General features: G+C 25.1%; 10 protein-coding genes. 3 read left to right on the forward strand and 7 right to left on the reverse strand.

The window, feature by feature from the left end:
• Positions 1-22 precede the first annotated feature (22 nt).
• On the reverse strand, positions 23-2932 hold the full coding sequence (uvrA, locus tag BP769_RS03830) for an excinuclease ABC subunit UvrA (RefSeq protein WP_413825584.1): 2910 nt from the start codon (positions 2930-2932) through the stop codon (positions 23-25).
• Between the two features lie 306 nt (positions 2933-3238).
• Here uvrA and BP769_RS03835 point away from each other — a divergent pair, with 306 nt between their 5' ends.
• Positions 3239-5797: a PAS domain-containing sensor histidine kinase gene (locus tag BP769_RS03835; protein ID WP_413828635.1), complete on the forward strand. Its 2559-nt coding sequence runs from the start codon at positions 3239-3241 to the stop codon at positions 5795-5797.
• A gap of 47 nt (positions 5798-5844) precedes the next feature.
• Here BP769_RS03835 and BP769_RS03840 read toward each other — a convergent pair whose 3' ends face one another.
• Positions 5845-6411: a hypothetical protein gene (locus tag BP769_RS03840; protein WP_413828292.1), complete on the reverse strand. Its 567-nt coding sequence runs from the start codon at positions 6409-6411 to the stop codon at positions 5845-5847.
• A 331-nt stretch (positions 6412-6742) separates the two neighbouring features.
• On the opposite strand from BP769_RS03840, the gene BP769_RS03845 reads away from it, so the two are divergent.
• Both BP769_RS03845 and BP769_RS03850 read left to right on the forward strand, forming a co-directional pair.
• The gene (locus tag BP769_RS03845) at positions 6743-8572 is read left to right on the forward strand and encodes a histidine kinase dimerization/phosphoacceptor domain -containing protein (protein ID WP_413862110.1); all 1830 of its coding nucleotides are present in this window, start codon (positions 6743-6745) and stop codon (positions 8570-8572) included.
• A gap of 171 nt (positions 8573-8743) precedes the next feature.
• Positions 8744-10573 (forward strand): PAS domain-containing sensor histidine kinase, encoded by a 1830-nt coding sequence (locus tag BP769_RS03850; protein WP_413862112.1) that lies wholly within the window; start codon positions 8744-8746, stop codon positions 10571-10573.
• Positions 10574-10578: 5 nt separating this feature from the next.
• Here BP769_RS03850 and BP769_RS03855 read toward each other — a convergent pair whose 3' ends face one another.
• The 5 genes from BP769_RS03855 to BP769_RS03875 form a co-directional block, all read right to left on the reverse strand.
• Entirely contained in the window at positions 10579-11157 is a 579-nt protein-coding gene (locus BP769_RS03855; RefSeq protein WP_413825319.1) for a zinc ribbon domain-containing protein, read from the reverse strand.
• 67 nt (positions 11158-11224) lie between these two features.
• Positions 11225-12052, reverse strand: a complete 828-nt coding sequence (locus tag BP769_RS03860) for a zinc ribbon domain-containing protein (protein WP_413828296.1) — start codon at positions 12050-12052, stop codon at positions 11225-11227.
• A 154-nt stretch (positions 12053-12206) separates the two neighbouring features.
• On the reverse strand, positions 12207-12419 hold the full coding sequence (locus BP769_RS03865; RefSeq protein WP_413825325.1) for a zinc-ribbon domain-containing protein: 213 nt from the start codon (positions 12417-12419) through the stop codon (positions 12207-12209).
• Positions 12420-12464: 45 nt separating this feature from the next.
• Positions 12465-14318 carry a PAS domain-containing sensor histidine kinase gene (locus BP769_RS03870; protein ID WP_413825327.1) on the reverse strand — a complete coding sequence of 618 codons (1854 nt, stop codon included), beginning with the start codon at positions 14316-14318 and terminating at the stop codon, positions 12465-12467.
• A 31-nt stretch (positions 14319-14349) separates the two neighbouring features.
• Positions 14350-15886, reverse strand: a 1537-nt coding sequence (locus BP769_RS03875; protein ID WP_413862114.1) for a DUF3320 domain-containing protein, incomplete at its 5' end; no start/stop codon positions are given.

The following is a 15886-nucleotide window of genomic DNA, read 5'->3' on the forward strand; positions in this document are numbered from 1 at the left end:
TACAATCATCTAAATATTTTTTTTATTTACTTTCTATTTTTGTATTATGTTCTTCAATTAATTTTTTAGCTAATGGTGTAATATTTTCATTTAATATTTCTTTTAAGTAATTTCCAGTGTATGTTCCACTTTCTGCTACTTCTTCTGGTGTTCCTGTTGCAATTACTCTTCCACCACCATCTCCTCCTTCAGGTCCTAAATCTATTATATGATCGGCAGTTTTTATAACATCTAAATTATGTTCTATCACCACTACACTGTTTCCTGCATCAGTTAAACGGTCTAATACACTAAGTAATCTTTTTATATCTGCAAAGTGTAATCCTGTAGTTGGTTCATCAAGGATGTATAATGTTTTACCTGTACTTGCCCGGGATAATTCTTTAGCTAGTTTCACACGTTGTGCTTCTCCACCTGAAAGAGTTGTTGCTGGTTGACCTAGTTTCATGTATCCTAATCCCACATCATTTAAGGTTTTTAATTTTTTATAAATATTTGGCACATTTTCAAAGAATTCTAATGCTTCTTCAACTGTCATCTCCAGTACTTCATAAATGTTTTTCCCTTTATAACGCACATCTAAAGTTTCTTCATTATATCTTTTACCTTTACAAACATCACATGGAACAAATACATCTGCTAAGAAGTGCATTTCTATTTGAACAATTCCATCACCATGACAAGCTTCACATCTCCCTCCTTTAACATTAAAACTAAATCGACCAGGTTTATATCCTCTTGCTTTAGCTAAAGGTGTTTTAGCAAATAATTCACGGATAGGGGTGAATAATCCAATATATGTTGCTGGATTACTTCTTGGTGTTCGCCCTATTGGTTTTTGATCTATTATAATGATTTTATCAATATTTCTCGCACCTTCAATACTATCATGTTCACCTGCATACATGTATTTACGATTAATTATAGTTGCAAGTCCTTTATAGAGGATTTGATTTATTAAACTACTTTTACCAGACCCACTTACTCCAGTTATACAAGTAAATAATCCTAATGGTATGGTTACATCTATATTTTTTAAATTATTTTGACGTGCTCCATGTATTATTATGTTTTTACCATTTCCTTCTCTGCGTTTTTTAGGTATGAGTATTGTTTCTTTTCGGGATAAGTATTTACCTGTTATTGAATCTGGAGATTCCATTATTTCTAATGGTGTACCTGCGGCTACAATGTTTCCTCCATGTTCACCTGCTCCAGGACCTATATCCACTACATAATCTGCTGATAATATTGTTTCTTCATCGTGTTCTACAATAATTAAGGTATTTCCTATGTCTCTTAAATGTTTAAGAGCATCTATTAATTTTAGATTATCTCTTTGATGCAATCCTATACTTGGTTCATCTAAAATATAACATACCCCCACTAATCCTGAACCTATCTGTGTAGCTAATCTTATTCTTTGTGCTTCTCCTCCAGATAAGGTCCCACTACTTCTTGATAAGCTTATGTAATCTAAACCTACATCAATTAAGAATTTGAGTCTTTGATTTATTTCTTTTAGGATTTCTTTTGCTATGAATTGGTCCCTATCACTTAGTTGTAAGTCTTGGAAAAATTGGTAAGAGTCTTTTATTGCTAATTCACATATTTCTGCAATGTTTAATTCCCCTACTGTTACTGCTAGTGCTTCTGGTTTTAATCTTCTCCCATGACAAACATAACATTCCCTGTCACTCATAAATTTTTTAATATATTTACGGTTCCCATTAGATTTGGTTTCAAAGTATAATCTTTGTAACCTTACTACAACTCCTTCATATTTACGGTTTACATGATATGATTTGTTTCTTCTTTGAAATGCAAAGGCTATTCTCTCATCTGTTCCGAATAATATTATGTCTTGTACTTCTTTTGGTAAGTCCTTGAATGGTACATCCATACTGAAATTGTAATGATTGGATAATGCTTGTAACATTTGACTGTAGTATCCTTCTTTTTTATTATTTTTACTCCATGGTATTATTGCTCCTTCATTTAAGCTTAAATCAGGATTAGGTACTACCAAGTCCGGGTTGATTTCTAATTTAGAACCTATCCCATTACATTCTGGACATGCTCCATGTGGACTGTTAAAACTGAACATTCTTGGAGATAATTCATCAAAGCTTATTCCACAGTCTGGACAAGCAAAGTCTTCAGAGTACATTTTCTCATATTTATCCCCTTGTTTGTTTTCATATAGGACATTTATTACTCCTTCCCCAAATTGACTAGCTGTTTCTAATGAGTCAGATAGTCTTCTGTTGAAGTCTAAATCTTTTCTGATTATTAATCTATCAACAATTACTTCTATAGTATGTTTGAATGTTTTTTTAAGGTTAAATGTTTCTTCTAGTTCATGAATTTCACCATCAACTCGTACTCTTACAAATCCTTTTTCTCTTAAATCTTCGAAGACATTTTTATGTTGTCCTTTTCTGTCTTTGATAATTGGTGCGAGGATTTGTACTTTTAATCCTTCTCCTTCACTTATGATGTTTTGTGCTATTTGACCTATTGTTTGTTGACTGATTTCTTTTCCACATTCTGGACAGTGTGGTATTCCTATTCTTGCATATAATAATCTAAGGTAATCATAGATTTCTGTTATTGTTCCAACTGTTGATCTTGGGTTTTCACGTGTAGTTTTTTGATCTATACTTATTGCTGGACTTAATCCTTCTATGTAATCTACTTCAGGTTTTTTCATTTGTCCCAGAAATTGTCTTGCATAAGCTGATAGGGATTCTACATATCTTCTTTGTCCTTCTGCATATATTGTGTCAAATGCAAGGGTTGTTTTTCCTGATCCACTTAGTCCAGTTATTACTATGAAGTCTTCCCTAGGGAGAGATAAGTTAATGTTTTGTAAGTTGTGTTCTCTTGCTCCCTTGAGTATGATTTGTTTTTTACTTGTATTATTAGTCATTTTAGTGTTTTCCCACCTTAATTTATTTTTTTGGTTTGATTATTTTTTTTGTTTTTTATTTAATACTTGTTTTAGCATAGCATTTGGTAAGTATTTTTTTAGATATTATATTTTAAATTTTTATATTAAATAAAGATATTAGTTTTATAGTATAAAAACTATCTTATTTTTGGAGAAAAATTAAATAAAATCAAACCTTACAACATTTTTTTATTTAATAAAATAAATAATTTAAAAAAAGATAAATAATAAAAGCATGATAAAATAAAATAATTATAAATTATTCATAGAAGGTAAGGTAAGGTAATGTATACTTTAACACTTGAATTTAAAAAACAGAAAAAAAATTATTCATATAGATTTAAAGATTTAAATGAATTAATCTGTGAATGTCCCAGATACGAAAATATTGAATCTTTCAGTTTAGCTCCAGTATTTGATAAATTAGATGATAATATTTGTATATTAAAACCCTTAAAGAATAATGATTTCTTATTCCTTTATTCAAGTAATACTTTCTTTAATGAGTATATACCTAATCTTGGGGATTATTTAAAAGGAAGACTTTTAAGTGAAGTTTTTAGATTTAACCCATTATATGAAAAATTAAATGATAATCAAACAACAATAAAATTAGATATAGAATTTGATTTACAATTATTAATTAATGAAAAACTATTAAAATTTTATAAAGTATCCTTTTTTAAACAAAACGAGTATTACTACTTAATTTTTAGAGATAAAACTAAAATTTATCAAGAAAAAAAACGTAGCAATCGTGTTTTTGAAGAAGCATACATTCCAAGATTGCAAATCAACAATGATTATCAAATTATTAAATCAAACCAAGCATTTAAAGAAAAAATTGGTTATAGTATAACTGAATTAAATAAAAAAGGAATTGATAATATTGTTAAAACAATCCATAATAATCCTAAAGGATTAACAAGTTTTATTGATAATTTCAGTGCTATTTTTAAAAGTGAAATTGAGAACTCTAATTTAGAATGTGAAATATTAACCAAAGATGGAGATAATTTATGGTTTAATACTTATATTCGCCAAATTGATGATAATTTGATACAAATTGGTTTTCATTATATTAAAAAAATTAAAGAAACAGGTGATACTGATTTAAGTTTTCTTGATAACTTTATGAATAAACAAAAAGGTTATAAGACTGCTATTAGTATCCGTGAAGGAAATACTGTTAAATGGACACCTGAAATTTATGAAATCCTTGAAATCAATCAGAATAATGTGGATTTAAACTCTAATGATAATTTCATTTACTATTACACACTTCCAGGTGAAGATGAAAAAATTCAAACAATCATTGATAATTTAAGTGATAATCAGATAGAGAAATGTATTTATGGAATTAAAACCGCAAAAGGGAATATTAAATATTTAAAATCATTATTTAGTGTTCAATATATTAACAATAAGCGTAATATTTACACATTCACACAAGATATTACAGACGAAGTTAAATCAGAACAAAATGCTTTAAAATTACAGGAAAACTTTGAATTAATCCAAGATACAAGTAAAATTGGACTTACAACTTATGAGAAGGGAAAATATTCCTACACCCCAGAAATTTATAAAATCTTTGGAATAACTCCTAATGAATATCCTGATACTGTCTCTTTAATGCATGAATTTTTAGTCCCAGAAGATAAAAATAAATTAGTAGAGGTATTTGATTTAAGTACAAGTAAACCAACAAGTGAAGTAACCTACCGTATAATTAGTCAAGACAATACTTTAAAATATATTTACAGTCAAAATAAGGCAATATTTAATAAATATGGGCAGGTTATTAGAAAGATTGGTTTTATAATGGATGTTACTGAAGAAACATTAGCTAAAAATGAAGCTTTTGAATTACAAGATAATATTAATCAAATACAAAGTTTAAGTAAAATATTCATAACCACTTATAAAGATGGAAATTTTACATATACAGATGAAGCGTACAATCTTTGTGAAACAACAAAAGAAGAAACAGCTTCTAATGATTTAATAAATGTTGTTGTACCTGAAGATTTAAAGAAAATATTTAAATTAGTAAATAGTGTTTCTTATGAAAATCCAAATTTCCAAATTAAATATCGTATTCTCACAGCTAAAGGTAATAATCGTATTTTTTCATGCAAAGCTACTGGTAAATTTGATGATAAACATGAATTAATTAAAATTGTTGGATTTATTCAAGACGTTACAGAAACCGTGGAATATGAAGAAACATTAAAACAATTATCAGAAGATCGAAAAGTGCTTTTACAAGAAGTTCATCATCGTGTTAAGAATAATCTACAACTTATTTTAAGCTTTTTAAATCTTGAATCAAGATTTAATAAAAATAATCCAGAATATGTTTTAAATCAAGCATATAATCGTATTCATACTATGGCTTTAACACACGAGGAGGTTTATAATAGTGATAGTTTATCTAATGTTAATTTAAAAACATTCCTTGAAGATGCAATTAATAATTTATTTAACCTTTACTCTAAGGGTAATATTAAATTACATTTAGATATTGAACCTATTGAAATAGATATGGATCGTAGCATTCCTCTTGGTTTACTTGTTAATGAAGTTTCATTAAACACTATAAAATATGCATTCCCTAATGAAGTTGAAGGAAATTATTATATTACCATTAAAAACATTGATGGAATATTAGATTTAAAGATTTGGGATGATGGTGTAGGGTTAGCAAATGGTGTTGATTTGTTCACTGCTGAAAGTTTAGGTTTTATTATTATTCGAAACTTCACACAACAATTAGATGCAAATTTAACACAATTAAGTAATGTTAAAGGTTTTGGTTTAGAATTAAAATTTAAAATCTAAAAACCATAACACATTTTTTAACTATTTTTTAAATTAGAAAAAACTTTTTATATTTTCTTAAATTCAATTTCTAATTTATTTAATGAATCTAATATTTCACTATATTTCTTATTTCTTTTTTTATTAATTTCGATTAAATCATTGAATGAATTTGTTACAAAATCATTAGGCACTTTTAAATTAGTCATGACTTTTATATTATTATTTAAATTTTCTTGGTTTTGTATAATGGATTTTTTGAACCCTATTAATGCATTTATGGAATTATAAATATCTTCTTTTTCTTCTTTTAAAATTGGTTCATTGTAAAGTTTTGTGAAATAAAATCCAATATTTATTATTTTTGTTAAGTTTTCAAATATTAAATCTGAATTCTCTTTAATTACGCTATATTCATTCATATTTACTTGAGCAATATCATTACATATTAATTCTATTTCATTTGGTGATGGTGAATCCTTCAAATGATTAATACTTTTAATTCTAACTTTATTTGATAAGTTAATAGCATTTGTTAACTCATTAGTATATTTAGCATAATTTTCAACATAATTTTGTAAACTTTCACAAGTTTTATAGTATTTCTTTTTAATTGGTAAATCTTCATTAATCATAAAAATATAATATTCCTCCCTAAAAAAAATTAATTCTTTAATATATTTTATATGATTTTAAGCATTTATACTTAAAAAAAAAATATTATGAATTCTTAAATAAAATAGAAATTTAATTTAAATTTAAAAAATGAAAATTTATATTTTTTTTGTTTTAATAAACTAAAAGTAATTATAGAAAAATGTTTATATCTTGGATATATAATTATTTAATTGAATAATAAAAATCTTAATTTATGAAAAAAACTTTAAAAATTAAAAAATTTTCTCTTGATTCGCTTCTTAATTTTAAAAATATGATTAAATAAGTTATAAACGAGATGTCCCTAATATGAAAGTAAAATGTCAATTATTAGATGAAAATAATAATATAATACTTAATAAGAACATTAATAAAACTAGTTTACTAAAAGAAACCACTAATGTTATAAGTGATTTGAAACCTTATAATGATAAAGATTTTTTAGATAACTTTAATGAAATAGTTAATGTACTTATACCTTATAATAATTGTAAGGATTATGTTATACAATATTCTAACTTTAGTAAATCCCCGTTTAACCCAGATATTAGTGATTATATTTTATTTAATAAATCTTTTTTTAAATTATGTCCTTTAATGATGGATTTAGGTTTTAAGGAAATCTTTGATGAAGTTTATAAAACAGGAAATTCACGAAATATTAAACTCTTATACTATGGAGATAATTCATTATTATATGAATCTAATCAAAAAATTTTTAAACATAAGAATAACATTGTTATTATTTTTTATGTGGAATCTAAGTTTAAATTAATTGATGAAAATGAAATTGAATTATTATATAATGCACCTGATCCTTTAATGATTATTCAAGACCAAAAAATTGTAGAAGCAAATAGTGCAATTGAAAAAATTACAGGTTATACTCCAAGTGAAATTATAGGTAAAAATTTTTACTTTAATAATCCCCAATTTAAAAGAAACCCAACACCTTCTAAAATCCATGAAATTTATACAAAAATAATTAAAAAAGAAATGTTTAATTATACTGATATTTTAACCCTAAAACATAAAAATGGGCAAACTGTTTATGTTAAATCTACAATGCAACCCTCCCGTTTTAATGGAAAACCAGCAGCACTATTCTATGCTTTTGACATAACAGAAGGAGTGAATCATCAAATACGGGCAGAAAAATTAGATAATGCACTTAATATGGTTTCAAACGTAAGCAAAATAGCATATATTTACTGGGATTGCCATAACGGTTTTGAATGGAGTGATGAATTCTATAATATAATTGAAGAAAAAAAAGAAGACATTGATTTAAATGATGACATAATCCAACATTACATTGTAAAAGAAGAATTTGAGAGAGTTAATTCTCTATTATTTGATGAACTTAAAAAAACTCAAACAGCATTAATTCGAACAAAAATAGAAACACAAAAAGGAATAAAGGACATTGAATTATATGTTGATTGTAAAACTGATAAAGATGGTAAATTAGTTCAAGGTGTAGGATACCTCCAAGATATTAGTGAGAAAGTTTGGGAGCAAAAAGAACTTAGAAATTTAAATAATGAAAAAGAAATCCTCTTAAAAGAAGTACATCACAGAGTTAAAAACAATTTACAAATAATATCCAGTTTATTAAACCTTAATATGCATTATAAACCCAATAAACCAACAGAAATTTTAGAATCTACAAAAAATCGTATAAATAGTATGGCAACAGTTCATAAAAAAATTTATCAATCAAATGATAACGTTCATATAAATTTAAAAGAATATATTGAAGAAGAAGTGCAAAACATTTCAAAAAGAAATAAAAAACCAAATATAAATTTAGATTTTAATTTAGATGATGTAAAAGTAGGAATAGATAAAGCTATTCCTTTAAGTTTAATCATTTCCGGCATAATTAATAATAGTTTTGCATATGCATTCCCAAGTAATGAAAAAGGCAATATTAAAATCAGCTTAGAAAAGAATTCTAAAGGATTAATAAAATTATTAATAGCAGATAATGGAATTGGTTTACCTTCAAATGTTAATATAGAAAACCCAAAAGATGTTGGTATAATATTAATAAAAAGTTTAACTGAACAAATTGAAGGATCTATAGAACTACTACCTCTACCAGGTACTGCTTATGAGATAAACTTTACTGATTAAAAAAAGAAATTATAAAGGGTAAGTATTGAATTTCTCCTTTTTTTATATTAAATCTTCAATATAATTATATTTAATCTGAATTAATGTATTATTAATCAAACTTTAAAAAAATTATTTAATAAAGTAAAAATAAATAATATATCATTATACTAAAATATTAAGGGGTAAAAAATGAAAAAATTAGTACTGCTCAATGAGGATAATACTAAGATAGGTGAAATCAAAGTTAATCCAAACATTAAGGTAAAGAAGAAACCTTTAACAAAATTAGAAAAATTACCTTTCCAACCATTATTAGATAATAACATTTTAGGGGGAGGAGTTTTAACACCATATAATGATGATTACATAATACAGAACTTAAGTAAAATAGTACCTTTAGTAACTACAGCAGAAGATAACATTAATGGACAATTATACTTCGAAACACTATTTCTAAAACCTTATGATGACTTTAAAAACATCTTTGATAGAGTTTACAATACCGGAAAAACAGAAAAAGTAAATTTAATGTATTATGATGATGATAAATTACTTATAACATTTATAGATACAATATTCAAATATCAGAATAGTATAATTATTAGTATTAATTACGAAAATGAATTCGAAACACTATTTCAAAATGAAAATAATTTATTAAATAATTCTAATAAAGCAATGGCATTTATTATAGATAATCAGATATATAAATGCAACCAAAGCTTTGCTGATTTATTTCAAACTCCTAAAGAAAAATTAATAAATTCCCCATACCCTAAAGATAAAGTAATACTTCAATCAACTAAACCAGATAAATTCATGGAATTAACAAATAAAATCAAAAATAGGGAAAAGTATAATTTTACTGATAAAGTAAAAATTTTACAAAAAGATGGAGAAAGATGGGCTATATTGAATATAATTCCAAAAACAATACATAACCAATTAGGATTACATTTTACATTCATTGATATTACAAACTTAAAAGAAAAAGAATTAAAGGCAATAAAACTTCAAGATGATTTAGAATTTATACAAGAAAATATTTTAATAGCTATAGGAAGTTGTGAAGAAAATAAAATTACTTGGACATCTGAAATATATAAAATATTAGATATACCTCCAAATAAATTCCCTAAAAACACATTTTTAATAAAACAATTTTTAATACCTAAAGACAAAATATTATGGGAATCTTACTTAAATTCTGAAGAAATAACAAGTTTCAAGGACACATTACAAGTAATCACCTATAAAAATAATAAAAAATATTTATCTATAAATGCTAAAACAAAATTTGATAATAATGGTAAAATAAAAAGCAAAACTGCATTTATTCAAGACATTACTGAAATGGTAATTTATCAAAAGAGATTAGAAAAAACCACTACTGAATTATCACAAACATTAGAAGAAAAAGACATACTTGTGAAAGAAGTGCATCATAGAGTTAAAAATAATTTACAAATAATTTTAAGTTTAATGAACCTCGAAAATGCATTTAATAAAAATGATCCTGAAAGTGTAATTGAATCAACTAGAAACAGAATAAATTTTATGGCAAATTTACATGAAATAATTTATAAATCAGCAGATTTAGAAACTGTTAATATTGCAGATTATTTACCGGATATTGGTGAAAGTTTAATTAACTTATATTCTAACCCAATAGAATTTAATACAAGTTTGGAAGATGCTAAAATAAATTTAGATATAGCAATACCTTTAGGATTAATATTAACTGAATTTATAAATAACACTATAAAGTATGCATTTCCTAATGGAGAAAAAGGAACTTTCTATTTAAAATTCCATAAAATAAATAATATGGGCATAGTATCATTTATTGATGATGGAGTAGGATTACCTGAAGATTTTGATTTAAATAATTTAGATAGTTTAGGCTTTACAGTTATTAAAACTTTAACAAAACAAATTAATGGAAAATTAGAAGAAATTAAAAATGTAAAAGGAACATGCTTTGAAATTAAATTCCCAATAAAAAAAATGAAAAAATGAAAAAATTAAGATTTAATACTATTTAACATATCCGCAATATCATTTAAGTCATTTCCACCAATTAAAATGAAAGCATTATTAGAATGATATGTTCCCATATAATTATATCCTAGTTTACTGGAAACTGCATAAATAGTACAATTTGCATTTAAAGATTTATTAGTTAATTTAGTGTAACTACCTAAATTAGTAGTAACTTCTTTAATATTATTTGAAGTTTCAGGATTAGAAGCATTCAAATATGAAACCATAACATTTTTATTAGTATCTGTGTAAGTTTGTAAATTAGTGTTATTAGAAACATTTACTTGGGTTAAATTAATATTTGAAGGAATTTCCATTGTACAAGAACCTAAACTAATATTATTAGTGTCATTATTATTAGTTACGAATAAATAAACACCAGATACAAGAATTAATAATACAACGATTACAATTACCGCAGTTCTAATAATTTTTTTAGTTAATAATCTCTCATCTTTAGATTCTTTAATTTTAGTTTGTATTTCATATATTGGTTTACCACATTCCGTACAAATACTTGCTCCTTCCTTATTTTCAGCACCACAGTGAGGGCATTTCAATTTTATTCCTCCGAAATTATTATAATTATAATTTAAATTTGTATTTTAAAAAAATGAAAATAAAATATTAAATAGGGTGATCATAAACCTCTGCTTCAGTTGGTTGGCTATCATGTGTATTTTGATATAATAAACCTGTTTTAGTTCCATAAGTTTTATAAGAACCATCACTATAATACACACGGTTATAATCATTTCCATTTATATTAACAGTGCCTTGACTAGAAATACCAGAACTAGAAGAACTAGAAGATCCACTATTACTTGAAGAACTGCTAGTATCAGAAGAACTAGAGCTAGTAGTATTTTGAATAGTTTTTACTTGTATACTATTAACCATTTCTACTAATTCATCAAGATTATCAGAAGCAACAACTATATAAATTCCAGTAGGATTATAAAGAGCTACATAGCCGAAATCTCCACCAGTACTAATTTTATGAATAGTACAATTATTTACTTTAAGTTTATCATTATTCACAGTAGGATAACTTTCAAAACTGGCTTTTATACCTGCAGCTCCAGCTGCATTAGATAAGGAATCTGTATAAATAAATGTAGTCATTAAATGATTAGTACTATCAACAAAAGAGCTTAGACCTGCAGTTGAAGAATTATTAATAAAATTTGCATCATCTGGCACATCCATAGTATAAGCACCAAAATCCATAGTCTTCATATTATTCTGACTAAAAGCAAAATAAGCACCTGCCGCAATTAAAATAACTGCTAAAATAATGATTAAACCGGTAATTATATATTTTTTATTAACATTTCCTAAATTATCAGAACTATTAATTTTCTTAATATTACTATTTAAACTAGCACCACATTTTCTGCAAAATTTCGCACTATCTTCATTTTCTTCTCCACAATTCGAACAATAAATTGTCATTTTTCTTTTTTCCCCTCCATCATGAAAAAAATTAAAAACCTTTTTTATTTATAAACAAAAAATCATTTATAACAATATACAATTATTAAATTTAAAAAAAGTATTATTTAAAATTTTATAAATAAAAATTAATAAGAATAAAAATTTAAAAAATTCAGCTTTGATTAAATACTAAAAATGCTAATATGAACATAATTAAACAAGCTAAAACAACAATTAACGCAGCAATAATAAATTTTTTAGAATCACTTACCCCTTTATTATCATTAGTTTTTATATTATTTTTACTTAAATCAGCACCACACTCATGACAAAATTTCGCATTATCCCGATTATCTTCTCCACATTCTGGGCAATAAACAGTCATAAATTCTCCTCTTACTAATTAATTATTAAAAATTTAAAAAAATCATCATTTAATAGGGAATACTAATTTAAAACCAGCACCCTCACAATCTTCTTTAAATAGCTCACCATTAATTTGAACTGTAAGATTATTAATAATAGTTAAACCTAAAGAAGGACTATTATAAATATTTAAATCTTCAGGTAATCCAATTCCATTATCTTTAAACTTTAAAATAACTTCATCATCAACAACTTTAATGCTTAAAAATATATTTTTTTCAGTTTGATTAGTAGATGGAAATGCATATTTAACAGAATTTGTTACAAATTCATTAATTATTAAACTTAAAGGAGTTATATAATCAATTGAAAACTCTATGTCATTATTAATATCATAATGAATAATAATTTCATTTTCCAGTTCATATAAATTCAATATACTATGACAATAATCTTTAAAGAAATCTTCAACATTAACATGTGATAAATTTTCAGATTCATAAGTTTTTTGATGGATTAAAGCCATAGCTTCAATACGACTCTTAGTAGAATCTAAAATTGATTTTAAATTATTTTTATTATATCTTTCATCTAAACTAATCAAACTTAAAATTATTTGTAAATTATTTTTAACTCTATGATGAATTTCCTTTAAAAGCACTGTTTTATCATGATCTGCACATTCAAGTCGTCGTTCACGTAAAACTGTTTCAGTTTCATCTAACATGTATGAAACAGATGAAGCAGGAATTCCATCATCATCCCAAGAAATAATTTTATTAAAAATTAATAAATGTTTAATTTTATCATTTTTTAATTTAACTGTACAATGAAAATCAGATTCTAAAACATGATTATCGCACAATTTATTTAAATATACATTAAAATTTATCTTATCTTCTAGTGTTAAAAAATTTAAAAGATTATCTATATTACTATGAATTTCAAATGGTTCTGTTTCAAGGATATTGAAAAATTCATCTGTGACAAAAAACCCTTTTTGAGAATCATAACTTAAAAGAGCAAATTTTTCATGAGATTCAACTAATTTCAAAGCTTTTTCCACAGTCAAAGATTTATCATAAATATTTTTATTTTTAGTATAATCAAAAATTTTAAATAATGCTGCATTTTGATGATTATACTGTATTGGAGCACCTGTAATATTATACCAATGAGTTTCTCCCTTGGAATCATTAAATTCCATTAATTGTAATGTTTGAAAAATTTTATTTATTAATAATTGACTAGTTCTTTCATTAAAAGATTCCATTGAATAATCTAAAGGGTGAAGATGAACATTTTCAAAATCATAATCTTTTTTTGAAAAATCAACTTGTGAAATTTCTATCATTTCTAAAAATTTAGCATTAACTTTAACAAATTTATCATCTTGATAAATAGCTAAACCATAAGGTGAATTTTCAAAAATACTCTTAGTTTCACTAAGTTGATTTAAAACTAAATCAGTATCATCTTTAATTAAAAGAAAAGCAAGATCTCCAGAAATTATTATATTACAATCATAATGTTTAAATAAAAGATTATCATCAGGATATTCATTTATTTGAAAGTGTATGGATGTTTTTTTCTTAAAAGCTTCTTGTAATAAATTTAAAATATGAATATTAACATAAACCGGAAATACTTCAGAAAAGAGACAACCCTTAATTTCTTCATCATTCTTTATTTTACAATGATTTTTAATTAATTTGCTTAAATGTTGAACAATGAAATCTTCACCATCTTTATAAGGGATGAAAATATTTACATCATAATCTACTAATTGTAAAACATCTTCATAAATGAAATCTGGAACTTTTTTAACAGGGTTTGAAGGGGTGTAAAAATCTGTGAATTTTTCAATTTTTTGTTTTGTGATATAATTTTTATCACCATCTAAAACTTCAAACATCATATTTTTAGTACCCTCATAATATTATATTATTCTATAATAATTCTATATGTCCCTCATTATTAGTTGCTTCTTCTTTACCAATCATGTAATCAATAACATCAGTTATACGTTTACTAGTTTTTTTACTAGTTGATTTAAAACCGAAATTATTTGCTACTTTTTTAACTAATTTCTTGGTTTCTACAGATTGCTGAAGTTTAAGAACTAATAAGACATTTTCTTTAATTTCTGCATCACTAATAAAGTTAATATTAGGTTTCACTCTTTTTCTAACTAATACAATCTTACTTCCATTATAGAATAAGAAATCGCCTTCACGTTTAATGAATCCTTCATCTTCAGAATATTTTAATGCTAAATTAATAGCATCTTTAAATTTGGTTCCTGCTCTTTTAAGGTTACAAGATTCACGTAAACGTAAAATTAATGTATCAATATGTATTGGACTTTCTTGTTTAATAATATCATCAATGTCTATTGAAACATCTTTAATTGGTCTTTCATATAAATCTGCAGGTTTAGTGATTTTAATATTATTTGCTTCTTCATATGAAACAACATAATCTTCCATATTATTTACTTTTCTTGAAATCTTTCTATCATCATAAGATTTAAGAACATTATTTAATTGTTTTTCTTTTTTAGTAATATCATCGTTTATATTACTAATAATTGTATCTAAATTATCATCAACAGGTGTTTTATAATCCGCTTGCTCTTCATCATTTTCAGCATGTGCAGGTGTTATAGAGCTATCTTCTTCTTCCGTACGATCTATAACATAAACATCCTCAATTTCCGTTGGGTTTTCAATTTCTTTTAATGATGCATCTATATATTTAAGTTCATTTTTCATTTCATTTAAGGATTGAGTTAAAGCTTTTAATGAATATTTATCTTTAGGTTTATCATCCACAAAATCTTCACGATATACTGTATTTTTACGTAGAGGATTATTTAAATCAGTAGCAGGATCATAATAACCATCATTTTCATAATCATCATAAAAATCGGAATCTTCAACTTCTTTTAAATCTTCTTCACTATGTTCTGGAGTGATTACATCATCCCAACTATTTTTATCTTCTTTTGTTGGAGTGACTTTATGGATAGACTCATCCCCATGAATTGAACCTTTAGCTATTTCTTCAATATTCTCTTCTTCATCGGGAGTAATTACATCAATATTTGAAATGTCAGCTTCGTCAGGATTAACTGTAATCACATCAGGAGAGTTTAATGAATTTATAACCTCTTGATTAATTTCTTCATCAATTTCAGGAATATTCACTTTCTTTCTGAATTTTACTTTTGATTTAGAAGGCTTTTCCACATCTTCAATAGTATTGTGAAATTTAACATTTGAATTATCTTTATTAGATTCATCTTGGTTTAAAGAACTTTCTTCATGAGAATCTTGATTTGTTGATATATTTTCATCAATTGGTTCTTCAACATTTATATTTTCATCTCTTTTAGATCCACCAGTTAATTTTTCATTAATATTATTGGTTAATTTAGATATGAAAGAGTGTTTTTGTTTTTCATCAGTTATACTATCACCGACT

The sequence above is a fragment of the Methanobrevibacter sp. UBA417 genome, assembly GCF_002508845.1.
GTDB lineage: Archaea > Methanobacteriota > Methanobacteria > Methanobacteriales > Methanobacteriaceae > Methanobrevibacter_A > Methanobrevibacter_A acididurans.